The sequence below is a fragment of the Marinobacter suaedae genome (assembly GCF_030519635.1).
Classification (GTDB): Bacteria; Pseudomonadota; Gammaproteobacteria; order Pseudomonadales; family Oleiphilaceae; genus Marinobacter; species Marinobacter suaedae.
The window spans coordinates 109,235-135,278 of record NZ_JAUMIS010000001.1; the positions used below are offsets into that span (position 1 = coordinate 109,235).

Below are 26,044 nucleotides of genomic sequence, written 5' to 3' on the forward strand. Positions count from 1 at the left end.
ACGTCCCATTTGTCATCTTATATAGCCGGATTTTACGGAAAGTTGCCGTCACACGGTGATTTCGTGAAATACCGGCTACCTCTGAAATTTGTAAACCAATGGGACCAGTGGTTGCTTAGTTCCATGTCTACCCCCCGTTTCAGGGAACGGTGGAATCCGGCCTCACCGACAGCCCGCCCGTGTTTTTTTTACCTGTCTAAAGGTGTGATTGATACCAGGCGCTGGCAGGGTGCTCTTCTACCGAGTCACGATCTCCATAAGCGCATTTTCCCAATAACCATTGCATTTCAAGTACCGAGCCTCGCAACTGCCAGCTCACACGCTCAAGCCTTGGAAGTGCTCCAAGAATGGATATGGGCCTTCCAAGTCCACGAATACGACGCCCCCCAGCTTGAATCTGCAATGCAAGAACAGGTGGCCAAATATGAAATCTCTGGAGCCTCACTTATTGCCAGTATCAAGGAATGGTGTGCTCCCTTTAGCCTCTGGTGGACTCTGCAAAACGAGCCACCCATCAAGAACGCCGGGCCCCGTTTGCCCCCAAGTGACTATTTTCTTTAAAACAGTAGCATCTGTTTAAAGCTCATATCGGCACTTGCTACGTTGAATAAGAAAGGTGTTTCTTGTTTTAACGAAGATAGTCAACTAGTTTATTTTTAGGGAGACGTAAATCCGAGCGAGGAATTTTAAACAAGTCGATTCAAGGAAGTTCATCAAATGTTCTTTGAACAAGGGCTGGAAGTCGATTGTCTCCTAAATCCCATTACCAATGAAAACGAAACCGGAGCCGATCTTCGCGAAAATAGAACTCGTGAGTTCGATGCTCTCAGAGATTCTCGTAGAGCCGCTAGCAGGGCAGAGCAAGAAGCGGTTCTTGACCCCGAACAAACCCGGCATGCCTTGGCCCAATGGCAAGAAATCGAACGCCTAGCTCTAGAAATTCTGGATTCCCAGAGCAAAGATCTGGAGGTAGCTTGCTATTTAACCGAGGCGCTAACTCGTCTTCACGGGGTCTGCGGTCTTCATCATGGCTGCAATTTATTGCATCAATTAGTGCAGCGGTATTGGAACTCTCTTTACCCCTCCCCTGATGAAGATGGGACTGAAACACGGATAAAACCTCTCCTGAGTCTGTTCGGCGGGGACACCAAAGGTACCCTGCCTCGACTAATAAAAGAACTACCGATAGTCCCCGATGGCGCGGGAAACGATGCTGTTGATACCTTCCTGTGGTTGCACTATGACACGGCTGTACAGGCCAGCCGAATCGAAGACCCAAGCAAGAAAGCTCAGCGAATTCAGTCCTTGGGTTACAGTCTGGAAGATATCCAGAGAGCAGTAGATCGAGCACCAGCTGCCTTTTATTTGGAACAGGTTGACCATGCTGGGGCCACCAAAAAAATCCTCATCGAATTACTGAACGAACTGCAAAGCATTCAGCAAACGGACGAACAACTACCCTTACCCATTATTCACGACGTCCGTGAGTTTGTTGAAGATCAATTTTTGACCTGCATAAACCATTTAGCTGAACACAAACTGGCGACTGCGAAAACAATAGTTGCCCCGGCTGATACCACCAAACAGGACGCTCCAGCGAGTGTTCCTGATGGAGATCATGTGCCACAAGCTTCTCACGCTACGACACCATCTTCGGCCGGTAGCCTCACGAACCGTGCTCAGGCGCTCTCCCAGATTAAGGAAATTGCATGTTTTTTCCGTGAAACCGAACCGCACACCCCGATTGCCGACGCTCTGGAACGTGTCGCGCGCTGGGGAAACATGCCTCTGCACGAACTGATGCGGGAGTTACTGCCCAGCGGGCAGGCACGTCAGTATTACGGCCAGCTTACAGGCATTAATCTCGACGGGGCCTCCACATCAGCGCAGACCAACGCTGAATCGGATACCTCTCAAGCTCCCGATACAGCCGATGAGTTTTCGAAGCCAAGTTCACCAGAGGGTTGGTAAAACAAAAATGGCTCGTTGCAGCCACTGAACAAAAGGAAAACCCAAAATGTCCGAAAGCGTTCATGACAAGTTGAAGCGGGTCCGAAAGCCACGCGTGCACATTACTTATGATGTGGAAACGAACGGCAAGATGGAAACCAAAGAGTTACCGTTCGTGGTCGGTGTAATGGGGGATTACTCAGGCGATAACTCGGAAAAGAAGAAAAAACTCAGAGATCGCAAGTTCGTCAATATCGATCGGGATAACTTCAACCAAGTCGTCGAAACTATCAACCCCACTCTAAATCTCAAGGTGAACAACACGCTGGCAGCTGATGATTCTGAAATGGCCGTGGAGCTTGATTTCAAGTCCATTGAAGACTTCGAACCCCAAAATATTGTTCAGCAAGTAGAGCCCCTCAAGAAACTGCTTGAGGCCCGCAATAAACTCCGTGATCTCATGGCGAAAGCAGACCGGTCCGAACAACTTGAGGAACTCTTGGAATCCATTCTTCAAAATACCGAGAACGTCGCCACGCTCTCCAAAGAGCTAAAACTGGATTCGGAATAAGGGGATCATCAAGCCATGAGCACAGAACAACAGAATCAGGCGACGGAACAGTCTGAAGAAGAGCTTTCAGGCAGTTTTCTTGACCAGGCTATCGACGCTACAAAACAGACGGAACCTGATGAAGCGCGAGATTTGATAGAAAATCTCACTAAACAGGTGCTTTCCGGCACAGTCACTTGGGACCGTAATCTCACGAAAACCATATCTAACGCTATTTCGAGCATCGACGAATTACTATCGCAACAGCTCACTGAAATCATGCACCACGACAAGTTTCAAAAGCTCGAAGGGTCTTGGCGAGGGTTGCACCACCTCGTGAGCAATACCGAGACTGGTACCGACATAAAGGTCCGGATGCTCAACATTTCACAACGCGAGCTCTTCAAGGACTTGGATAGTGCGGTTGAGTTTGACCAGAGCAACATCTACAAAAAGCTCTATGAAGCACAGTTTGGCACTGCAGGAGCAGACCCCTATGGATGCATGATTGGTGACTTCGAGTTTTCCGGAAAAACAGAAGACATCGAGCTCCTGGAGAAAATGGCCAGCGTCTCTGCTTCCGCATTTTGCCCATTTGTATCTGCGGCAAGCGCCCAAATGTTTGGCTTGGAGAACTTCAGTGAGTTGTCACAACCTAGAGATATTTCGGGAATTTTTGAGTCCAAGGAGTACATCAAATGGCGTAGTTTTAGGGAAAGCGAAGACAGCCGTTTTGTGTCACTGGTAATGCCGCGCGTTCTGGCCCGTCAGCCTTATGGTGAGAATGGCAAGACAATTGATGAATTTAACTTCGAAGAGTTCAGTCGGGACAGCAGCGGTACGACACTCCAAGCGGAGAGCAACGCTTTTACCTGGATGAATGCTGCCTACATGATGGGCACCACCCTTACCAAGGCCTTTGCAGAAAATGGCTGGTGTACAGCGATCCGTGGCGCAGAGGGGGGCGGCAAGGTTCAGGGGCTGCCGACGCACCTATTCAAAAGCGATGACGGCGACACGGACCAACTCTGTCCCACCGAAATCGGAATTACGGATCGCAGGGAGGCCGAGCTATCCAAGCAAGGTTTTGTGCCACTCTGCCACTACAAGGACACAGACTACGCGGTGTTTTTTGGTGGTCAGACAACCCAAAAACCCAAGAAATACAATGATCCCGATGCAACGGCTAACGCCAGTATATCGGCAAGGCTGCCATACATTATGGCGACCTCACGCATTGCCCATTACCTGAAGGTCATGGCGCGAGACAAAATCGGCTCATTCATGGAAGCAAGCGACGCCGAACGCTGGCTCAACGAATGGATTGCCCAATATACCAATGGCAATCCGGATGCCTCCGCTGCAACTAAGGCCAAGTACCCACTCCGTGAAGCCAAGATTGAAGTCAAGGATGTCCCCGGGGCGCCAGGATCATACAACGCTGTCGCCCACCTGAGGCCCTGGTTGCAGATGGAAGAGCTGACAACATCACTTCGAATGGTTGCCAAGATTGGGGATTAAGAGTTCGGATTGAATGCCCGATTACGTAAGAGGGCCAGCCTTTACCGGCTCTCTTTTCTCTTTTGTTTATTGAAAGGCTCTAACCTGGCAGGAGCCATATCCCGAATGAAACGCTCACAACATATGACGCAACAGGGCGAATTGGATATCGATAGATTAACGACCAATCGGGCCAGAGCCGCTTTGGCAATAAAGCTTATCGATGAAAAAATCCAAGGGCTCCTCAACGAGATCATCCACCATTCAAAATTCCAGCAACTCGAAGGTGCCTGGCGTAGCCTGCATCTTCTATGCGCGGAGTCAGCGCTCAGCCCCAAGGTTCGTATCAGAATGCTCGATGCCAGCTGGCAGGATATTACCAAGGATATATCCAGTACGGTGGAATTCGATCAGACGACACTATTTCGGCTGGTGTACACACAAGAGTTCGGTACGCCTGGAGGCATCCCCTTCGGCCTCCTGGTAGGCCATTACGAGGTCAAACATCGAAGCAGCCATGGGCGGAACGATGTTGAAACACTGCGGGGCATTGCAGAAGTTTCGGCAGCAGCCTTCGCTCCTTTTCTTTGTAATGCGGCTCCCGGACTGTTTGGCATCGATGCATTCAGCGAGCTCTATCGTTTACGTGACCTAGCAGAAATTTTTGATCTCAAGGAATATGAACACTGGAACCGCAGTCTTCGAAATCTATCCGATTCCCGTTTTATCGGTATCTGCATGCCCAGAGTGCTTTTGAGAAGGCGCTACACCCGTCGGCAATGCGCTGAAAAGCATCTGAGCTTTGAAGAATGTCCTTCCCAACATAGCGGCAATAACCTGTGCTGGGGATACGCCAGTTTCGCCTTCGCTGCGATCCTGATCCGGGAATTCATTCGAGTCGGCTGGTTCTCACATATTCGGGGAGCGCCCAGGGATTCTTCTCACGGAGGTGTAGTCAATCAGTTACCTTATCCGGCAGTTTCGAGTGACGCAGATACTGCATTTGAAATCAACACAGATGTCCGCATCACGGAGACCCAGGAAAAAAAGCTTTCGGAACTGGGACTTATAGCTCTACATCAGTCCTATGCCGCCCAACAAAGTGTCTTTTTGAGCAATCCATCCATCCATCGTCCACCGACATCCCCGAATAAGATAAGCACCGCCAACGCCAATGTCGGTTCTATGCTGCAACAGATTCTCTGCGCCTCAAGGTTTGCACACCACATAAAACTGATGATTCGAGACAAAATAGGCAGCCTGTTCACAGCAGAAGAATGCCAGCAATTACTCGAACATTGGCTCAAGAAGTATACGTCGGGACGCAGTGACTTGGATTGGGAAGGCAGGGCTCGTCGCCCTCTCAAAGCCTACCGAGTCCAAGTCAATGAACGACCTGATAGCACCGGCCACTTCATTTGCCACATTGACCTGCAGCCCCACTACCACGCAGAGCACATTCTTTCTGAACTCAAGCTCACCACCGAATTGGTACAAATGAATGCAACGAGTTGAGGCCAACACCCATTCGAGGGAAGAAGAAATATGCCAAAGAAACTAGCGGCACCGGTACTCGACGCGATACTCGGATCACAAAGAGGCATTGGTCGTGAGGCACTATCTCATAGCATGACAATTTTCCAGATCAAGGAAAGCCTGCGTCGCAACCTGATCAACTTGTTCAATACGCGGCAATGCCCAGTCTCACCTCCGCTCCAAAGCCGCTTCCTTACAGAGTCACTCTTGAACTACGGTCTGCCTGATTTGATGTCAGTAAATCTGGGTTCAACTGCGGAAGCCCGACAGTTATCAGAGGCGATTGAAACCGCGGTAAAAAACTATGAACCTCGCGTCGCCACTGTCTGCGCTAGCATCAACGGGCGACCAGATCCATTGGAACCCGAATTCTATTTCCGAATAGAGATTGTTCTGAAAGTTGCACTCGCCAATGAACTAATCATTTTCGATTCCACGTTGAACCCAATCACCCACAATTTCGACGTTCTCGAGACAAACGATCATGAGTGATCACCTGTTGAGGCACTACGAACAAGAACTGGCATTTCTAAAGGAGGAAGCGTCACGGTTCGCCATCAACCATCCCGGCATAGCAAGTCGCCTAAAGCTCGGTGAAGACGAACTGCAAGATCCCCTAGTTGAGCACCTGATCAGTGCTGTAGCGTTTCTAAACGCTCGTATACAGTATCGCCTAGACGAAAGCTTCCCTGAGTATTCCAAGGCAATGCTGGATGCGCTCTATCCTCATTACCTCCGACCAGTTCCTCCGTGCACCATCGTTCGTTTCGACACCACACGGTATTTCGATACCCCCTCCGAGCTGCCCGCCAAAATCACCCTGGAAACAGAACCTTTTGTCGGCCGCCGGTGCCTTTTTCGAACAGGCTATCCAACACAACTTGTTCCACTCGCCGTCGAGGACACTCAACTGCTCTTCAGACCCTGCGCGACACCGGCAGCCAATGAAGTCCGCGGCAACGCCATTATCCATCTAAAGTTGAAAGCGAACGAAGGTGTAGGTGCTATCAGAGAGCTTAAACTCGACCAGCTTAGATTCTTTATCGGAGGCCAAGACCGGGCGCGATTCGACCTCTACGAGTTGATTTTCAACAAAGCCACGGCCATCGTTGTCAGCGGCTCCGATAACGATCCAGCACCTCACATTCTCGATCGAAACGCAATCCGCACTGTGGGATTCACCGAAGACGAAGGACTTTTACCCTACGCCCCCTCATCGTTTATGGGTTACCGGCTACTCACTGAATTTTTTGTATCCCAAGACAAGTTTCTCTTCTTTGATATCGTAGACCTGGGTGAAGCGTTAGCACGTCTCGACGGCAAGACCCTCCACCTGCACATCTATCTCGAGGATGCACCGAATCAACTGGAACACCAAATCAGCACCCAGCATTTCCAACTGGGATGTACCCCTGCAGTCAACCTGTTCAGCCAAACTGCCGATCCGATCCGGATGGATTTTGCTCGACATAGCTACTCGCTGGAACCCGATGTCACCCAACACGACAGTCTGGAAATCTATTCAATCGATACAGTTCACGCCATTGATGCATCCGGCAAGCCACGAAGACTGCTTAACTACTTTGACAGCCGGCCCATTCATTTCGAGCAGCCACTCGATCTCTACTGGCTGAGCGAACGGGAATTAGCTTATGAGGGCGATCAAAGGAAAGAACAAACAAGCAATGTCAGTCTAAATTTTGTCAACACCAAGTCAGAACCTGAATCGTTTGACGATCTCGTGATTACCGTGGAAACAACCTGCTTCAACCGCAATACGTTAAGCCGGCTGCCCTTCAATCAGGGCATTTCTCTCAGTTCGCCGGACGGTAACGCACCCGCCATTCCTATTGCCCTCGTGGTCGCGCCCACGCCAGTAATGCGGGTACTTGATGAAAAGGACATTTATTGGCGATTGATCTCCCATCTCAACCTCAATCATCTGTCCCTGACAGAGGGCGATTCATCTCTGCAAACTCTCAAGGATATTCTTCGACTCTATGATTTTCGTAACTCATCCAGCAGTAAGAGTCTGATCGATTCCATCGTCGCTCTGAGCACACGGCCAGTAAGCGCCACCATCAAGATAGGTGAGACCTACGGGCCGGCACGAGGCCTGGAAGTCCACCTGACATTTGATCAGCAGCGATTGGGGGGGCAGAGCCCCTACCTGTTCGCATCAATCCTTGAACATTTCTTCGGCCTGTATTGCCATATCAACAGCTTTACCCGCACGGCATACAGTTTAAAAGGACAGGAAACTCCTGAAGCGACATGGCCACCGAGAAGCGGCGAACAATCCCTGCTCTGATAAAAAAACTGGAGCAATCACCAGAGCGCTTTGAACTATTTCAAACGCTGCATCTCCTGCATTTTCAATCGACAGAAAGGCCTGTGGAAACAGCCGCGGATAAGAAAGCAGGACGATATAGGAGGATTCACTACAAGCTTGAGCCTGGGCTTGCCTTTCACAACAGCTCCGTAAACCGCGTTCACGTCTCAGAAGGCGAGACAGAGGTTACCCTGAGCGCAATGACCTTGGTCGGAAGCAGGGGTGTAATGCCGGTTCATTACAGCGAACTGCTTGCCGCGCAATTGCGACGTAAGGAAACGGGACTTAAGGCATTTTTTGAAATCTTCAACCAACGCACCATAGAGTTACTTTATCGTGCCTGGTTAAAACACCGTTTGCCACAAGGCCTAGAACAAGGCACCCAGTCCAAGACTAGCTCTATGACCATGCTGTCTGCCCTACTCGGATTGTATGGCCATGGGCTCCAACAGCTCCCAGCATCACCCAAGTTCTTGGGTGGCGTCAGCGGACTGCTCGGCCGCCCTACGCCATCCGCACAAACTCTCAAGCAGCTAGCCGAGCATTATTTGGGACTTACCGTGACGATAGAGCAGTTCAAAGGCGAATGGGTTCCGATTCCGGTAGACCTGCAGACACAACTGCCAAAACCAACTCTGCTCCATGCTGGCACCAACCACCAGTTGGGCAAAAGTTGCATCCTTGGCAGTCGGAACTGGTTCATACAGGGGCGTTTCACGGTTGTCATCCAGGTCGAAAACGAATCCGATCTACTGGCTTTGCACCCAGACAAAAAGCCCGTCCAGCAGCTTAAAAAAATCGTCAAGTACGCGGCCGGACCACATCAAGCTTTCAACCTAGTAATAGAAACTCGCAAGTCGCTCTTGAGAACGGCAGGGCTTGGCATCACCGAACAGGGCAAATCAATATTGGGCTGGAATACGGCACTGACCGGGCACAAAAAAAGCAAAGAGAACGTGAGAATCAATATTAACTGAGATAGCTGGCAGGTAACGCAGTCGCTGGTTGCTAAAAAAATCAATCAAAACAGGAAGCAAATCATGCTGAGCGTCAACCTTAAGTCGCTGGTCGAGAAAATGACCACGACCATGCGTGCCAGCCTTGAGAACGCAGCCGGTATCTGTGTGTCTATGGGGCACTATAACGTCGAGATTGAGCACTGGCTGTTGAAGCTCCTTGAAGAACGGGATTCCGACCTGGTCCAGTTGCTGAAACAGTTCGAAATACCCGACGAAAAAATACGCCAGCAACTCAACAACGCACTGGAACGTTTTCGATCGGGCAGCACCCGCCCTGCCTCCCTCTCACCCGAGATCGTCGAGGCCGCCAAGAATGCCTGGATGATCGCCTCGATCGACTATCACCAGGACCGGATCACGTCCGGACATCTGCTGGTTGCACTGCTTTCGAACGAACAGTCGCGTCGGTCGCTGACTGAATCACTCCCGGTACTGTCCGAACTGCGTGGCGAAACCGTCCGCGAAGGCGCCAAAACGGTGATCGGGAAAACCGGGGAATCGGCCCACACGCTGGAACAGTCGGCCGGGAATACTCAGGACTCGTCTGCACCCGGCGGCCCCTCCAAGACGCCGGCTCTCGACCGTTATACCGTGGACCTCACCAGCCAGGCCCGGAATGGCCAAATAGACGAAGTGCTTGGACGGGATGAAGAAATCCGCCAGTGCATCGACATCCTGACGCGCCGCCGCCAGAACAACCCCATCCTGACCGGTGAAGCGGGGGTCGGTAAGACCGCTGTCGTAGAGGGTTTTGCCATGCGCATCGCCAAAGGCGACGTTCCAACACCCCTCCAGGGGGTGGCACTGCGCACGCTCGATCTTGGCCTCCTGCAAGCAGGCGCCAGCGTGAAAGGTGAATTCGAGAACCGCCTGAAATCGGTCATCGAAGAAGTCAAAGCCTCGCCCACGCCGATCATCCTATTCATTGATGAAGCCCACACCCTGATCGGTGCGGGTGGCAAGGAGGGTCAAGGGGACGCCGCCAATCTCCTGAAGCCCGCCCTGGCGCGGGGCGAACTGCGAACCATTGCCGCCACCACCTGGGCGGAATACAAAAAATACTTTGAGCGGGATCCGGCCCTGACCCGACGCTTCCAGGTAGTGAATGTCGGCGAGCCTGACGAAACCAAAGCCATCGACATGATGCGTAGCATTGCCAAATCCCTGGAAAAGCACCATGGTGTGCGCATTCTGGACGACGCCATCACCGCGTCCGTCAGGCTCTCCCATCGCTACATCCCCGCTCGCCAGTTGCCGGACAAGTCGGTCAGCCTGCTCGACACCGCCTGCGCTCGCGTGGCACTGAGCCAGTCCGCAACACCCTCAGCGATCGAAGACAGTCGCCGGCGCCTCGAGAGCCTGACACGCAATAAAGCAAACCTGGCAAGGGAGAATGCGGCGACTGGCCAGTACGACGAACTGATTGCTGAACTGGCCGGGGAACTGGCCAGCGAGCAGAGTCACTTGGAATTTCTGGAAACCCAGTGGCAGCAGGAACATGCGCTGGTGGAAAAAATCCTCGATTGCCGCCGGCAGATCGAGCAGGCACACGACGATGGACAACCTGTGGATGGCGAGCTGGACACGATAAAGGACGAACTCCGCGACCTGCACGCGGAGCTGAATAACATTCAGGGCGAAGCCCCCCTGATGCAGGCAAACGTCGGCGAAGCGGCCGTCGCCGACGTGATTGCCAACTGGACGGGGATTCCGGTGGGCAAGATGGTGAGCGACGACTTCGACATCGTGCAGAACCTCTCCACCCATCTGGGACAGCGCGTAATTGGGCAGGACCACGCGCTGGACGCCATTGCCAGAATCGTCCGGACGTCCCGGGCCGGACTGAGTGATCCGCGCAAGCCCCAGGGCGTTTTTCTGATGGTGGGCACCAGCGGCGTCGGCAAGACCGAGACGGCACTGGCCCTGGCCGACCTCCTGTATGGCGGCGAACAGAATCTAACCGTGATTAACATGTCCGAGTTCAAGGAGGAGCACAAGGTCTCCATGCTTCTTGGCTCGCCACCGGGCTATGTAGGGTATGGCGAAGGTGGCGTCCTGACCGAGGCCGCCAGGCGCAAGCCTTATTCCGTCATTCTGCTGGACGAAATGGAAAAGGCGCACCCGGGGGTACAGGACATTTTCTACAACCTCTTCGACAAAGGCACCATCAAGGATGGTGAAGGCCGCGACATCGACTTCAAGAACACCACCATCATCATGACTTCCAATGCCGGTGAAGACGCCATTCGAGAGATCATGCAGCAAGTGGAGGACAAGCCCGAACCGGATGCCCTGGTGGAGCGTATTCGCCCGGCATTACTCAACGCCTTCAAACCGGCGTTTCTCGGCCGCACCAGCCTGATTGCCTATTACCCGCTGGCCGACGACAACCTGATGAAGATCGCCGCCATCAACATGCAGCGCATCGAAAAGCGAGTCCGCAGTCACTACGGGGCCGATTTCAGCTTTGACGAGGATGTACTCAAGCACATCGTGGCACGCTGCAAAGACGCCGATACCGGCGCCCGCAATATTGAAAACATCCTCAGCCAATCACTGCTGCCAGAGCTGGCGAGCCAATGCCTGCAGCGGATGGCAGGCGGCGAGGAGATCAGCAAGGTTCATATTGGCACCGAGGGAAATGGCGCTTTTTCCTTTTCTCTCCAGTAATCACAGTGCCCCGGCCGCAGCCGGGGCACTGACCTTATTGGACCTTACCAACCTTTCGGGAAATAAAACTCAGTCCGCTCCGAGAAATCTTCCGGCCGAGTAGTCAACGCTTTTGTGTTCACGTTTTCAGAATGCGCACGTTAATAACTAGAACTAGCGCCCTGTTTTCTCCAAGACTTTATAAGGTCAAGCTCCCAATCTTCAAAGGAATATCCACTCATATCTGAGCCGGGGGCGCAGTTGTAGCCATAATCCAAGCTTTTCGTGACACACTCATAAGACGCTAAGAATTTTATTACGTTTTGTTCAGTATGGTCCTCTACACCGGGTTTATTATGGCAACCCACACAGCCCTCTCTTTCTACTATTGGTTTAATTGAATCACTATATGAGATTAAGGTCTTGACCCTGTTGCTTCCAGACGAAGCGGCATTGCTATACACCAATTTGGAATCTGGCAACCATTTAGCAAGAACTTCAAAACTATAGTTAGTATTGGAGCTAAGCGATTTAACCGTGTAATCGCGAGCTTTGGTTACGCTGCATGCCGTTGTTCCATCTACACAGATGTAGTATTCGGTACCGTCAGGGTTATCGTTGGCATCCCATCTCAGAGTCACCGAGTTCGTTTTCGGTATCGTGATAACGCTAGAGGGCGGAGCGGGTAGCGTATAGACCACCGTTGAAGCAGACTTTTGAGTTGCTCCATTAACGTTGGCGGACACAGAGTATTCATACCGCTCATTCGGCCCAACGTCTGTGTCCTCAAACTTTCGTGCTGCCCCATCGAGTGGCATCCCCGTAAGCAAGCTTCCGTTTCTATAGATTGAAAACGAGTTCGCACTCTGCCCCTCTGGGAAGGTCCAGCTAACATTAATCTGTTCAGGGCTGATCGCTTGCAGACTTGATATGGAGGGAACTGGCCCTGTGCTGGCCTTCACACCATTGGAGACGGGAGACTCATCACCACCCAGAACGGCCATAACGGCATATTCGTAGAATTCCTCGTTAGGAGGATCATACGTATAGTTGGTTGTCGTGATGCCATCAGCCAACTTGATACCGTCCTTGTAAAGCACGTATTCATCGGCAACAAAACCGGATGGCACTGCCCACTCCAACGTCACCCCGCTACTAGTGATCTTGCCCACACTAAGGTCTGGAACAACGGCAGGTATGTTGATTAGAACAGTTCCTTCGTTATCCGACACAGAGCCGTCGACGTCCCCGAGGCTGTAGTTAAATGCAGTGCTGACGCCAGACAAATCCCCGGAAAAGTTGAAGCTAACGATACCATCGCCCAGCGGGACAATGGCAGGATCATCGGTATGTATAATCAGCGCCTGCGTGAGACTGTTATCCCCCCTGCTGCCTTCCAGAATTTCACTATCGACATCGACATTGATGACCGATTGCCCTGGAACATAGCTTTCCAGAGATGCCGTAATTATGGGTTTGACAATTGGCTTGCGGTCCATCCTTACTGTCTTTGTCACAACGCTGGATTCCAAGCCGTTAGACACTTCCAGCGAGACGTCATAGTCACAAGGTGAGCGATCGGTCGTGAAGGATGCGGTGGTCGTGTTTTCGCCCGTCAGGAAGCTGGTGCTGCCGCAGTCACTGACCATAGACCATTGATAGTCGAATTCGTCGCTGATGAAATTTACTGCCAGCTGAATGGTCTGCCCAAGTTGCTCGGGGCTGGCGTCACTGATGCTGAATTGAGCAATGGTTTGCCCCGGCATCGCAGACGTTCCGAGATGGGTCTGGAGTTTGGACGCAGCGGATTCCTCTCCATTGAAGTCCACCCAGAAACGGTCCATGGTCAACCGGGCCAGAGGCATGACACCTCTGTTGAAGACGATATCCTCCATTCGGGTGGAATCCGGGTTGTTGGTATCAAGAAACTCGTCGGCTGTATCAAAATTAAGCCCTGTGTTGGCCAGCTGGATGTGGCAGGCACGGCAGTTGCGGGCGAACACCTCGCTATAGAGAAATTCCTGCCCCAGCCAGCCGTCAAGGACGGCATCACCGTTGAAACGGGCAGAATCGAGGCTGTCCAGACTGGCCAGGTCATCAATGGACGTCTGGTACCAACTGTTCACCAGATCAATCGGCGCCTGCCAGCGCGAAGCCGGACCAAAACCATCGTCGGGATTGTCATCAACCAGGCTGTCCCGCTTGTGCAGGTAGGTTCTGAGCGCTGATTTATTGAAGGTTCGAAAAGCGGCCAACTGGGACTCCCGGGAGTACCAACGTTGATGTTCCCGGCTGATGTCCTCGGGATTATAGAACGGATCGACTTCCGCGCTATTTTCCGAATCGGTATAGAGAAAGGAGTCCAAGTCAAATGGCATGAAGGTGGCGTTGAGGTCGGCGAGATTCAATTTCTCCTCGGTCGATAGCACATCCAGTGCCACCAGCAGTGATTCCGTGCCGGTACCGTTAGTCTTGATGTGATTTCTGACGAAACTGGTGAGCGCGTTTGCCGAACCGCCGTGACAGGCGGTGCAGACCCCTGGCAGGGGCTTTTCACCGCGGCCGTCGAAATTCATGGTTTCCATGCGCACCCGCGGACCACCGTTCGCCCCCGGCACATAGGCGAAGAACTTGACGATCTTGGGCTCTGTCGAGCAATTGCCGTCGGTGCCCGGCTCAAGGGGGCTGTACTCCATGACCACCGTGGCAAAATTGTTCACTCTTTTCAGCGCCAGCTCCAACGTCGGGTAGTTATCGACAAAGGAATAGACGTTGCCGCACTCATCCGTGCGCATGAACATATCGCGGCCAAAACCGAGATCGTAGTTATTCAGATAAATGGCGTGGGCAAAGTCCTTTTCGTCAACGACCGCCGAGGTAAACCCACGCAGCGCTTTCCAGTCAGCCAAGGTCGTTGCCTGATCCAGCGGATCGATCAGGTGATAGTAGGCACGGGCTGAAAGGCCACCCTCGGTGCCCTTGGAAGCACGGATCGCGTCAGCAGCGACGAGATTGCTCTGGGCAGTGCCAACCTGGACATAGCGATGTAAGAGCAGGCGGCTATCCTCGCCGGGACCATCCAGAATCAACAGCCTGGCATTGTTGTCTGCACGAACGAACCGGAATCGATGGTAGGCCCTGGCGGAGGCCACATGGCCAAGTTCAAGCTGCTTTTCCCGTTCGGACGTCTCGAAGTCGCGGTTGATGTCGTCTACGTTGACGCTCGGAATCCGAACACTAAAGACGGGGTTGAATGAAGCATCCTCAGCCGCCACCGCATTGGTGTCGGTACTGCTCAGGCCTGACGGCCACTCACCGCTCAGTGTCTTTGTCGCCAGCACCATTTGGCACAGATTGTTACCAGGACCGAACTCGCAGTCAGTCGTGGCCACGCGAGGCGGCCACTCGACCACGGTCTCGATCTCTACCTGAAAAAGGCTGGAGGAGGTAATTTCACCGGGCTCGAGGTCCAACGCCACCATGAGAGAGTAATAATCAGTCTGGGGGATGTTGACCGCGCGCTGGATCAGGAAGGAATCGCTATCGTTCACCGGCATGATGGTCAACGTTGTTGTGTCGACCGCAGAAACACCGTCGGCATCGGTGACCTCGACGGCGAATTGCACCTGGGTATCTTGTGAAGCGAAAGGCGGCCTGAAAGCCTTGGTGTTCTGGGTCCGTTCGAACAACTGTGCCTCCATGTCCTCGACCGTAAACGCCGGATCCCCACTGACACTGACCACGCGAATATCGAAGTCCAGGATAGGATCATCGATGCCGTCACTGTCTTTACCACTGACAAGGATGTTGCTTCCGGAGCGAACGGAAACGTTGGCATCGGCTCTGGTCGCGCCGATGATGCTGGCTTTGGCCTGCGGTGCGCTGTCGGACTGGCTGCCCACGTCACTGCACGCAGAAATCAAGGCCAGGCTACCTGCCAGCAGGCACTTGAAGAGAGGACGACCGGTGGCTGAGGATGTCATGCTCATTGTCCCTATGGCCCACAGAACCGTTGCAGTTTAGGGGCCTTATCCAAAAGTGGTTAGAAATCGTATCTCACGCCACCGACGAACTTCTGCTGTGAGGAATGATCGATGCTTGCAAATATCTTGTTGTTCACAAAACCCTGATGCCGACTTTTGCCAGCGTCCAATTCAGTTTTTAGTCAGGCCTTCCATCCAGTAGCCAACGCTGAATAAGGAGGTAGTCACCACTGCTGAAATTGTAGGAGCCCCCCATAGACGTCGAACAGTCTCCATAATTGACGTCGTCGGTAACGCAAGCACGAGTTTTAAACCAAGACCTTAAATTAGTGTCGGTATGGGAAGCGTGACAGCCGAAACAACCTTCCCGATCTATGACTCCACCGGAACCACGTGCAATCGAATCGTTGTAGGAAACCTTGGTCCTGAACGTCCTGCTTTCAGACGTTGCCGCGTTGGATGACAAGCTGGAATCCGGCCGCCATTTCGCGCGTATCTCATAGGTGTCCGTCGTGTTGGAGCTGAGCCCACTAACCGTGTAACTGGTTGCAGAGGTTGTCCGGCTTTCGGGACAGTCATTGTCGATACAGATGTAATACCTGGTATCGCTGGGATTGCCGTTTGCACTCCAGACCAACGTCACAGACGACGTTGTGCTCGAAGCCACGGAGAGGCCAGTGGGCGCAGCGGGAAGTGTGTAGTTACTTGCAGGCTCCGAACTCTTTGTACCAGCAGCAGTATTAGCCTCCACCACATAAGAATAGGACTGGTTGGGCTGTAATCCGGTGTCGGTGAACTCGCCCACTGCACCGCTTGTGGTAACACGGAAGAAGCCGTCTCGGTATAGGGTATAGGAGGCCGGTTCGGTGCCCGGATAGTTCCAGCTGATTCGAATCTGAGAAGCGCCGAGCGGTTGCACACTTGATATCGAGGGAATCTCTCCCGTGTTAGCGTTTGCACCGTTGGACAGAGGCGATAGCTGGCCATCGAGAATGGCGGCAACTTCATAACTATAAGTCCCGTTGGTGGGCGGATTGTCGATATAGTTGGTACCCGCAATACCCTCGGCCAATACGGCGCCGTTCCTGTAGAGCACGTACTCATCGGCAACAAATCCTGACGGTACGGTCCAATCCAATGTTACGCTCGTGCTGGTCAGCCCAGTCACCTCAAGGTTGGGGACAACAGCGGGTATGTTGATCAGAACAGAGCCTTCATTATCCGACACCGAGCCGTCGGCGTCCTGAAGCCTGTAGTTGAATGTCGCGCTGACACCTGACAGGTCCAGGGGAAAATTGTAAATGACGGTACCATTGCCCTGCGCCACGGCATTGGGATCGTCAGTGATGATGTCCAGCGGTTGAGTGATGTCATTATCCCCCCGGTTGCCTTCCAGAATGTTGTAGTCGATTAAAACAAGGATGAAGGATTGTCCTGGAATATAGCTGCCAACATCCGGGATCATCGTGCCCGCAACTGGTTTGCGATCCATCCTGACTGTTTTTGTCACAGTGCTCGATTCCAAACCGTTCGACACTTCCAGCGAGACGTCGTAGTTGCAGGGAGAGCGGTCGGTCGTGAAGGATGCGGTGGGCGTGTTTTCACCCGTCAGGAAGCTGGCACTGCCGCAGTCACTGACCATAGACCACTGATAGTCGAATTCGTCGCTGATAAAATCCGCCGTCAGCTGGATGGTCTCTCCAAGTTGCTCCGGGCTCGCGTCACTGATGCCGAATTGAGCGCTGGATTGCCCCGGTATCGCGGAGGTTCCGAGGTGGGCCTGCAGTTTGGACGCAGCGGACTCCTCTCCGTTGAAGTCCACCCAGAAACGATCCATGGTCAGCCGGGCCAATGGCATGGTGCCTCTGTTAAAAACAAGATCCTCCACACGCCCAGCATTTAGAAACTCGTCGGCTGTATCAAAATTAAGAAACGTGTTCGCCAGCTGGATGTGGCAGGCACGGCAGTTGCGGGCGAACACCTCGCTATAGAGAAATTCCTGCCCCAGCCAGCCATCAAGGACGGCATCACCGTTGAAACGGGCGAAGTCGAGGTTGTCCAGGCTGGCCAGGTCATCAATGGACGTCTGGTACCAACTGTTCACCAGATCGATCGGTGCCTGCCAGCGCGAACCAGGATCAAAACCATCGTCGGGATTGTCATCAACCAGGCTGTCACGCTTGTGCAGGTAGGTTCTGAGCGCTGATTTATTGAAGGTTCGAAAAGCGGCTAATTGTGCCTCCCGGGAATACCAATCTCGTTGTTCCTGGCTAATATCGGCCCGGTTATAGAAAGGATCGACCTCCGCACTGTCTGCTGAATCGGTATACAAGAAAGAATCCAGGTCAAATGGCATGAAGGTCGCGTTGAGATCAACCAACGCCAGCTTGTCCTCAGTCGATAGCGCGTCCAGCGCTGCTTTCAGCGATTCGGTGTCGGTACCATTCGTTTTGACGTGATCACTGATGAAACTGGTGAGCGCGTTTGCCGAACCGCCGTGACAGGCGGTGCAGACCCCTGGCAGGGGCTTTTCACCGCGGCCATCGAAATTCATGGTTTCCATGCGCACCCGCGGACCACCGTTCGCCCCCGGCACATAGGCGAAGAACTTGACGATCTTGGGCTCTGTCGAGCAATTGCCGTCGGTGCCCGGCTCAAGGGGGCTGTACTCCATGACCACCGTGGCAAAATTGTTCACTCTTTTCAGCGCCAGCTCCAACGTCGGGTAGTTATCGACAAAGGAATAGACGTTGCCGCACTCGTCCGTGCGCATGAACATATCGCGGCCAAACCCGAGATCGTAGTTATTCAGATAAATGGCGTGGGCAAAGTCCTTTTCGTCAATGACCGCCGAGGTAAAGCCACGCAGTGCTTTCCAGTCCGACAAGGTCGTTGCCTGATCCAGCGGATCAATCAAATGGTAGTAGGCGCGGGCTGAAAGGCCACCCTCGGTGCCCTTGTATGCACGGATCACTTCGGCATCGACCAGATTGCTCTGGGCAGTGCCAACCTGAACATAACGATGTTCGAGCAGGCCACTATCATCACCGAGACCATCCAGAATCAACAGCTTGGCATTGTTGTCGGCTCGCAAAATCCGGAATCGCTGATAGGCTCTGGCAGCGTCGACATGGCCCAGTTCCAGCTGCTTTTCCCGTTCGGACGTCTCGAAAGAGCGGTTGATGTCGTCCACGTTCACACTCGGAATCCGGACGCGGAAGACGGGGTTGAATGAAGCATCCTCGGCCGCCACCGAACCGGTGTCGGTGCTATTGAGGCCTGGCGGCCACTCACCGCTCATTGTCTTGGTCGCCAGCACCTTTTGGCACAGATTGTTACCAGGACCGAACTCGCAGTCAGTCGTGGCCACGCGAGGCGGCCACTCGACCACGGTCTCGACCTCCACCTCAAAAAGGCTGGAGGAGGTAATTTCACCGGGCTCGAGGTCCAACGCCACCATGAGCGAGTAATGGTCAATCTGCGAATTGCTGACCGCGCCCTGAATCAGGAAGGAATCGCTATCGTTCACTGGCACGATGGTTAATGTTGTTGTGTCGACGGCAGAAACACCGTCGGCATCGGTGACCTCCACCGAAAATTCCACCTGCGTGTTCTGTGCCACAAAAGGCGGCCTGAAAGCCTTGGTGTTCCGGGTCCGTTCGAACAGCAGCGCTTCCATGTCCTCGACCGTGAACGCCGGATCCCCACTGACACCGACCACGCGAATATCGAAGTCCAGGATGGGATCATCGATGCCGTTACTGTCTTTACCACTGACAAGGATGTTGCTACCGGAGCGAACGGTAACGTCGGAATCGGCTCTGGTCGCGCCGATGATGCTGGCTTTGGCCTGCGGTGCGCTGTCGGACTGGCTGCCCACGTCACTGCACGCAGAAATCAAGGCCAGGCTACCTGCCAGCAGGCACTTGAAGAGAGGACGACCGGTGGCTGAGGATGTCATGCTCATCGTTCCTACCGCCCATGGAAACCACTGCGGTCCCGCCGGGCGTTATCCTTGACTGATTAGAATTCGTATCTCACGCCACCGACAAACTGCTGCTGTGAGAAATGATCGAGGTTTGCAAATGTCCTGATGTTGAGGAAACCGCTGATACCGCCTGAGGCAGCACCTCCCGCCTCTGCGGTTCTGGCACCACGGAGAACGGCAGAGACACCTAGGGTGTAGACCTGGTAGCCAGAGTCCGGGGCGTCAGTGAGCAGCTTAAAGGAAGCGGCGGAAACGTCGGACAGCGCTTCTTCGGCATTGAAGTAATACGCGGTGATTTCCCGGGCATCGTCTTCAAACTGGATGCGGTGCTCTATGCTGATTTCCGGAACAAACACGCCCACAGATGTGGCGAATACATAGTGCCCCTTGAGTCCCAAACCAGTTTCCAGCGAGTCGATGCCCTGATCCGCGACGACGAAATTGAAACCGTCGCGCTGGATGTCCTCCTCACGGTAGCCATCCACGGCGATACTGCGGTAATCCAGTGTGAGGTAAGGTTCCAGGCCAACCTGCCCCGGTGGTAACAGAGGGTACCCCACCGATGCCGACGCGCTCACGGCTGACGCATCGGTGCTGCTGATCGCCTTGGTGTTGGTGCTTTCGACATCCGGGTTGAGGGACGGGTAACGAATGCTGCGGTCGGTCTCAAACTCCATGAGCTGGTACCCCAGTGAGGCACTGCCATACCAGCGGTTCGACTGGTACAGGTAGAACACCTGCATGGACAGGCCATCCATATCGACCCCGCCATCGACGATACTTTTCGAGGAATCAAAATCCACGGATTGGTCCTGAAACCCGAGCATCAGGCCCACGACATTGTTATCGTCGACCCGGTAATCCACCCCACCAGTCACATCTATGCCATCAAAATCGTAGGCATCTTCCCTTTGTGTTGGTTTCCTGTCACCATAGGTGTAGCTCAGATTGAGGAAGCTCCCCCAGGGCGACCAAGAATTAGCGATTTCAGATCCGGCACCGCCGCCACTCTGCCCATCCAGAAATTCCTGTGCAATCAGAATGCCGGGGTGATTGCTGGCGTTGAATGCAAAGCCGGTTACCCCGTGACGCAACGCGGTCACCCGACTGGTCAGGCCGGACAACTGGTTGCCGACAAAACTCTCGGACAGATCCCCCTGAGCAGAAAACTCTTCACCTGCGGTCCATCGCAATGCAAACCCTAGTCCTTCAAGATCGAGACCCAGTGAAAATTCAGTGGGATTGTCGGTCGGAAGTCCGTTGATGGGATCCCCACCACCCAGCTCATTGGCCGTATGAACCAGTTCCCGAACCACCTGCCAGCTGATGAATGCTAAACCTCCACACTCTGCGGTGGGGTTGCGCTGAGAGTCCTGACAACCAGCCAGTTTCAACTGGTTATATGTCTCTTGGTTGGCCACGGCCGCAAACTCTTCAAGTTCAGAGCCGAATGATCCCGAAAAATCGGCTAAGTCTGCTCGCGCATCATTACTTAGGAATACGACTGCAACCATGAGCGCATAAGATTGCCAGAAACCGCTTTTAAAAGTGATAGGCAGATTTCCGTTCATTAGCATTGTCGTCCCTATCTAATTGTTGATTAGATCAAGAATTACCTGGAGTCGTAGGCTGGAAGAAAAAATCTCCCATCTCGTGGCCGGCCGCCTTTATCACTTTATAGGCTGGCTTCTGTTCAAAATTCGCGGCCATAGCACCCTGCTCCACACGACCTCTGATGGCTGCAAAAAGCTCAGGCCCGGTCAACAGCCGCTCGTTCTGTTCCAAAACATCGATGAAGGCCCGTGCAAACACAGAGTATCCGTCGCCACCATTATCAAGCACGGGCTGATCGCCACCACTGGTCATCAACAGCCTCGAACGCCTTGGCTTTTTGTACTGGATATAGCGTTCGCTCCGTACGGCGGCCTTATCCAGCAGTAGGAATCCGGGCGCATCCGATAACAGTCCGGCATAACAGGAATCGGCCACGACCATTATTCGCTTTGCCTTCAGACGCCCAATATGGCGAGTGATAAACTCATTGGAGACCCACAAGGTATCGCGAGGCGGTGCGTCTGCATTTACTGGGAGCCAATAACCCGACTCGAACTCGCCATTATTCACCCTCACACCATGCCCGGCGTAGTAGATCAGGAGGTTATCCCTTTCAGTCAGCACTTCGTTGAGGTTATTAATGGCATCCATGATCGCGATATTGCTGGAGTCCTTCAGGCGCATCACTTTGAATCCGTATTGGGATTCCAAGATTTCCGACACACGGTCCGCGTCCCTGTTTGGGGTCTCAAGATTGTCGATGTTCAGGTAATTTTCATTACTGATAACCAGAGCAAAGTACCGCCCAAAGCTGGTCTCCGGTACTGAATCCGGATCGTAATCTTCTATTTTGACATCGGGGATCGTCCGCCAATCTTCAGATGGCTGCCTGATACGGGCAGTCAGATTGCGTTTTTCACTCTCACGTTTTTCTTGATCCGACTTGAGCTCAACTACCAACGCATTGAGCTCTTCGATTTCCTGCGACAACGCTTCGGTAGCATTACCACTGTCCGCGAGCTCATCGCGCAATGACGCAATCTGATCATCAAGAACCCGGATCTGCCGCCCCTTTTTGGCAAGGTCCTGATCCAGCTCTGCTATCTGGGCCTCCATTGCCTCGCGCTGCGTAGCGAGCTCTTTGTCAGCCATTGACTTGAAGATCAGTTCATCCTTCGGAACACCCCAGGCAAGTCGGTACCACTCGAGCGCCATCAGCATATTTTTCTCGACACCCAACCCCTGTTCGTAGAGCGTTCCCAGATTGAACTGTGCCTTCCGGTTACCCTGTTTTGCGGCCCGTTCATACCAGAGTTTGGCGGCGGCGTAGTTGGGCTCACCACCCAGACCACGTTCAAAAATTTCACCCACATTGGCTTGCGCTTCAGGATCGCCTGCCTCCGCTTGCGGCATCCAGACGGCAAGCGCCGTTTTATAATCGGAACGGTCATAGGCAACGAATTCACCGCCGCGAATACTGCAGTCGGAAGCGGTTGTGCGGGTGGGTCGACGAGGGGTCATGTAGGTTTTTTTGCCAACCATGCGCATTTGGCCTGGCAGAAGGCAGTCGACGATCTGTAATTCGGAAATACGTTGCTGCGCGTTAGCGCTCTGATCCGGATTTTCCAGCTCGGCGGTTTGACAACCCAGAATTAAAATGGAAAAAGCAAAAACAAAGACGTGCCTTGTCATGACCTTTCCTGTATTTCGGACATTTTTTGTTAAATATCGTTAAATCCTAGACTATGATCATGACATGTGCATGAGTTTTTAAACGAAGCTATGTCTTCAGTGCAAAAAACACCCACCACCCACATAAGTATTGCTTCCGCTGTGATCAGCGCAATATTGAACACATCCTGTACTGTCGCCCCTACGGACAAAGCACTGGAAAATTTGCATCAGGCTGGGTATGTGGAGCAGGCGCATTTTGATCATCGCGTGCGCTTCAGACAGGACGGTATAGATCCGGAGGTGCTCACTGTTCTTATCGAAGGCGACGGGCAACCTTGGATACATTCAATCCATATTTCCAGCGACCCGACTCCGGCTTACCCGTTAGTTCTAAGCCTTCAGGAGCGCATAAGCGGCGATAGTCTCTACTTGGGGCGCCCATGCTATTTTGGAGTCGCCGATTCACACTGCGATTATCGCTACTGGACGTCCCATCGTTACAGTCCGGAAGTTGTTGCTAGCATGACGAACATCGTGCAACGTCGACTCGGCGTCGGCCACTACCGTAAACTGGTCCTGCTGGGTCACAGTGGCGGAGGAACCCTGGCCAGCCTGATGGCTTGTTCCTTCGAGATGCCCACTCTCCTGCTTACCCTGAGCGCCAATCTCGACACCCGTGCCTGGGCTGAACATCACCAGTGGACACCGCTCGATGGTTCCCTTGATCCAGCTCGGGACACGCTACCCTGCCCCTCAATCACGCACCGTCACTTCCAAGGAGGAGAAGACCAGAACACTCCGGCAGAACTAAATGAACTTTATTTTCAGAGACATGGAATTCGCCCCAATGTAGTCGGTGCCGCGAATCACACGAACTGGGCGCGTTTTTGGCCGGAAATCCAAAGGGAGTTAGCCCGATTTAGAAGCGCGGAGTGATTCAAGCTCGTCCCGCACATTATCGTTTTGAAAAGCAGGATACTCTCGCAGGGTTTGAATCAAATCATCCACTTCCGATTGATCCAATTTCTGAACTTCGATGACCTGTTGGAGGCTCTCGATAATATCGGCAATCAAATCTGAAACCTGTTCATTCTGTGAATGAATGGTGTAGGCCTTGTCAAGGTAAAACAGAGCTCCGTTGACGTCCGAAAAGCTGAGAGCGACATTTGCCTCGTCAATATTTGTGGCAAATTTTTCCTGTTGTTCCTTGGACAACTCCGATAGTGCCACCTGAGTTTCTGTAATTTGGCCTATATAGTTCAAACTCAACCCAAGGGCTATCAACGCCGCAAACACTCCATAAAACCATTTGCGATAACCTCCTGCAGCAAACTCGATCTGGCTAAGCCACTTCTCCACCGACCGGACCCGATCGGTTTTTTTTAAAGTCACCGCCCTGGCTAAAGCTTTTCTAAGGAGGCGCCCCACTGTGGGCAACTTGGGTTTAATATCACCTTCTAGCGCCGCTGCTGCAGTTCGGCGCTGGTAGGGATGCGAGCCTCCCAGAATCTCACAAGCCATTACGCCCAGTGAAAAAATGTCATCTCGTACATCCGGCTCACCGTGCTCTAGCATTTCAAGACTGGCATAACGGGGGGTCACTGCGCTCAACTCAGACACATCAAAACGGTCTGACAAAGAACTTTCATCAAGCAATCGCGCTATTCCGAAATCAAGGATTTTGAGCTCACCCGATTCCGTGACAAAAATGTTGCCGGGTTTCAGATCCGAATGAATAACCCCCCGTTTGTGAGCATAAATGAGACCCTTTGCGATTCCCTTGATTATGGACAGGCCTCGACGACGCTCGAAGGGCATCCCCGATTTTTCATTCATAAGATCTTCAAGGGTTTGCCCCCGAAGTTCTTCCATGGTCATAAAAACCAGGTCCCCGTCCCGGTCAAAATCATAGACCGTCACGATGTTGGGGTGCGCCAGGGCCTGGGTTTTTTTTGCTTCCCTCTGCAGCGTGACTAACGCTTTGGGGTGAGCTTTGAAGTCGTCGCTGAGCAGTTTGATCGCAACGTACGGATTTTCATCGTCGGCTTCCAGCTTGCGCCGATCAATCGCACGGTAGACCGAGCCCATTCCGCCCGAACCCAACTCCTCCACCAACTCAAATCGATCACGAATAACAATTCCCGGAGATATGGGAAAATCAGACAAGACTGGATAAGCCGATTTACCGGAACTATTCAGATACGTTCTATCATCGACCAAGCCCCCCTGAAGACCGGCTATTTCGGACACCATCACCGTTCTGGCGTCAGGAGGATCAACACGCGTAGAATCAGAAAACGTGTCATCAGAGGAGACAAAGACGGTCGGTTCTTCTGTCTCATCCTTTGCAGGCCGCTCCTCACGCTGCTTCTTCAAGCGGGTTTCATCTGTATCGTCGGGCGCTTTTTTCTTATCCGTCATGAGTTGGACTCAGGCACGAACCAAAAGAATCGTGGAGTGGCGTAAAACGCAGCCATTCCACTCCCCAAACCAGCCTTATCAGGCGCACTTTTCCATCTCCGACTCTAACAACGCTATCTTGCTGTTTAGCTTCTGAATAGCACGTTCCAGCGTGGAGATTCCTGACTTGATACCACTGTCGCCTTCATCAGAGAATTGTTCCATAAGCTCAAAAACCTGATGTCCAGCATCAAGCACGCTCATTACCGTGCCAATCCCAAACATAAGACTCCCCTTCCCCCCCTCTAACCCCAATCTTCTGCCCAGTTTGCCGGCGTTAAAATCCTTGGCCAGTTTCTTGCCGACGGATGTGGTTTCGAGTATTGCATCCGCTACTGTCACATGATTCGCAGTTACTTTTTTTCCCGCGCTGATCATCATTTCCCGTGAATTCGACCTCGAATTGTAAAAATCCACACCGGTCTGGACAGAACCATAGGCCAATGAAATGCCAGCACCAGCACCTGGCACAATCAAATTGGCGGAGTCGGAGCCGAGCGCAATAGCCAGGTCACACGCGAGTTTCACCCCCTGCACTATCGCTAATCCCCAGCGACTGAGCTCATAACCTGTTTCTACCGCTTTCGCTTCTGACAAGGATTTGTTAAGGGTTAACCGACAGTCTTTGAGGCTAACAATATTATGCTCCAACCCCATTTTACGGTTAGGAGAACAACTCATCATCTTTTGCTGTTTAGGAGTGAATTGCTTATAGAAGTTGCCGAGATGGTGACTTTGGTTGTCGTGAAAGGCTGGCATAGAAGTCTCCGATGTCTGATCGATCTGATCTGTCTGAAATCGTGACCGGTACCAACTCACCCCAACCACACAGGATCTGTCTCAAAACAA

16 protein-coding genes are annotated in these 26,044 nt (G+C 52.8%); 10 read left to right on the plus strand and 6 right to left on the minus strand.

From position 1 onward, the window contains the following. Window positions 1–9 precede the first annotated feature (9 nt). From tagF to tssH, 9 genes are all read left to right on the plus strand, one after another. The gene (gene tagF / locus QVZ43_RS16465; RefSeq protein ID WP_420890878.1) at window positions 10–561 is read left to right on the plus strand and encodes a type VI secretion system-associated protein TagF; all 552 of its coding nucleotides are present in this window, start codon (window positions 10–12) and stop codon (window positions 559–561) included. 156 nt (window positions 562–717) lie between these two features. Further along, window positions 718–1,971, plus strand: a complete 1,254-nt coding sequence (tssA, locus tag QVZ43_RS00475; RefSeq protein ID WP_302908446.1) for a type VI secretion system protein TssA — start codon at window positions 718–720, stop codon at window positions 1,969–1,971. 46 nt (window positions 1,972–2,017) lie between these two features. Then, window positions 2,018–2,521 carry a type VI secretion system contractile sheath small subunit gene (gene tssB / locus QVZ43_RS00480; protein WP_302908447.1) on the plus strand — a complete coding sequence of 168 codons (504 nt, stop codon included), beginning with the start codon at window positions 2,018–2,020 and terminating at the stop codon, window positions 2,519–2,521. A gap of 15 nt (window positions 2,522–2,536) precedes the next feature. After that, a complete protein-coding gene (tssC, locus tag QVZ43_RS00485) occupies window positions 2,537–4,021 on the plus strand; it encodes a type VI secretion system contractile sheath large subunit (protein ID WP_302908448.1) in 1,485 nt (494 codons plus the stop codon). Between the two features lie 105 nt (window positions 4,022–4,126). Beyond that, on the plus strand, window positions 4,127–5,515 hold the full coding sequence (gene tssC, locus QVZ43_RS00490) for a type VI secretion system contractile sheath large subunit (protein WP_302908449.1): 1,389 nt from the start codon (window positions 4,127–4,129) through the stop codon (window positions 5,513–5,515). A 30-nt stretch (window positions 5,516–5,545) separates the two neighbouring features. Further along, window positions 5,546–6,028, plus strand: a complete 483-nt coding sequence (gene tssE, locus QVZ43_RS00495; protein ID WP_302908450.1) for a type VI secretion system baseplate subunit TssE — start codon at window positions 5,546–5,548, stop codon at window positions 6,026–6,028. After that, the gene (gene tssF / locus QVZ43_RS00500) at window positions 6,021–7,847 is read left to right on the plus strand and encodes a type VI secretion system baseplate subunit TssF (RefSeq protein WP_302908451.1); all 1,827 of its coding nucleotides are present in this window, start codon (window positions 6,021–6,023) and stop codon (window positions 7,845–7,847) included. The genes tssE and tssF overlap by 8 nt, the downstream gene beginning before the upstream one ends. Continuing rightward, window positions 7,811–8,845 carry a type VI secretion system baseplate subunit TssG gene (gene tssG / locus QVZ43_RS00505; protein WP_302908452.1) on the plus strand — a complete coding sequence of 345 codons (1,035 nt, stop codon included), beginning with the start codon at window positions 7,811–7,813 and terminating at the stop codon, window positions 8,843–8,845. The genes tssF and tssG overlap by 37 nt, the downstream gene beginning before the upstream one ends. Window positions 8,846–8,908: 63 nt before the next feature. After that, window positions 8,909–11,557 (plus strand): type VI secretion system ATPase TssH, encoded by a 2,649-nt coding sequence (gene tssH / locus QVZ43_RS00510; protein ID WP_302908453.1) that lies wholly within the window; start codon window positions 8,909–8,911, stop codon window positions 11,555–11,557. Window positions 11,558–11,697: 140 nt separating this feature from the next. Here the strand turns inward: tssH and QVZ43_RS00515 are convergent, their stop codons facing one another. From QVZ43_RS00515 to QVZ43_RS00530, 4 genes are all read right to left on the minus strand, one after another. Then, entirely contained in the window at window positions 11,698–15,519 is a 3,822-nt protein-coding gene (locus tag QVZ43_RS00515; RefSeq protein WP_302908454.1) for a fibronectin type III domain-containing protein, read from the minus strand. A gap of 178 nt (window positions 15,520–15,697) precedes the next feature. Then, entirely contained in the window at window positions 15,698–19,480 is a 3,783-nt protein-coding gene (locus tag QVZ43_RS00520) for a fibronectin type III domain-containing protein (protein ID WP_302908455.1), read from the minus strand. Window positions 19,481–19,542: 62 nt separating this feature from the next. Continuing rightward, entirely contained in the window at window positions 19,543–20,928 is a 1,386-nt protein-coding gene (locus tag QVZ43_RS00525) for an autotransporter outer membrane beta-barrel domain-containing protein (RefSeq protein ID WP_302908456.1), read from the minus strand. A 184-nt stretch (window positions 20,929–21,112) separates the two neighbouring features. Further along, a complete protein-coding gene (locus tag QVZ43_RS00530) occupies window positions 21,113–22,753 on the minus strand; it encodes a caspase family protein (protein ID WP_302908457.1) in 1,641 nt (546 codons plus the stop codon). Window positions 22,754–22,819: 66 nt separating this feature from the next. On the opposite strand from QVZ43_RS00530, the gene QVZ43_RS00535 reads away from it, so the two are divergent. Then, window positions 22,820–23,671, plus strand: a complete 852-nt coding sequence (locus tag QVZ43_RS00535; RefSeq protein ID WP_302908458.1) for a hypothetical protein — start codon at window positions 22,820–22,822, stop codon at window positions 23,669–23,671. Here QVZ43_RS00535 and QVZ43_RS00540 read toward each other — a convergent pair. Beyond that, window positions 23,645–25,156 carry a serine/threonine-protein kinase gene (locus QVZ43_RS00540; RefSeq protein WP_302908459.1) on the minus strand — a complete coding sequence of 504 codons (1,512 nt, stop codon included), beginning with the start codon at window positions 25,154–25,156 and terminating at the stop codon, window positions 23,645–23,647. The two genes, QVZ43_RS00535 and QVZ43_RS00540, sit on opposite strands and share 27 nt — an antisense overlap. 78 nt (window positions 25,157–25,234) lie before the next feature. Continuing rightward, on the minus strand, window positions 25,235–25,954 hold the full coding sequence (locus QVZ43_RS00545) for a hypothetical protein (RefSeq protein WP_302908460.1): 720 nt from the start codon (window positions 25,952–25,954) through the stop codon (window positions 25,235–25,237). Window positions 25,955–26,044 lie beyond the last annotated feature (90 nt).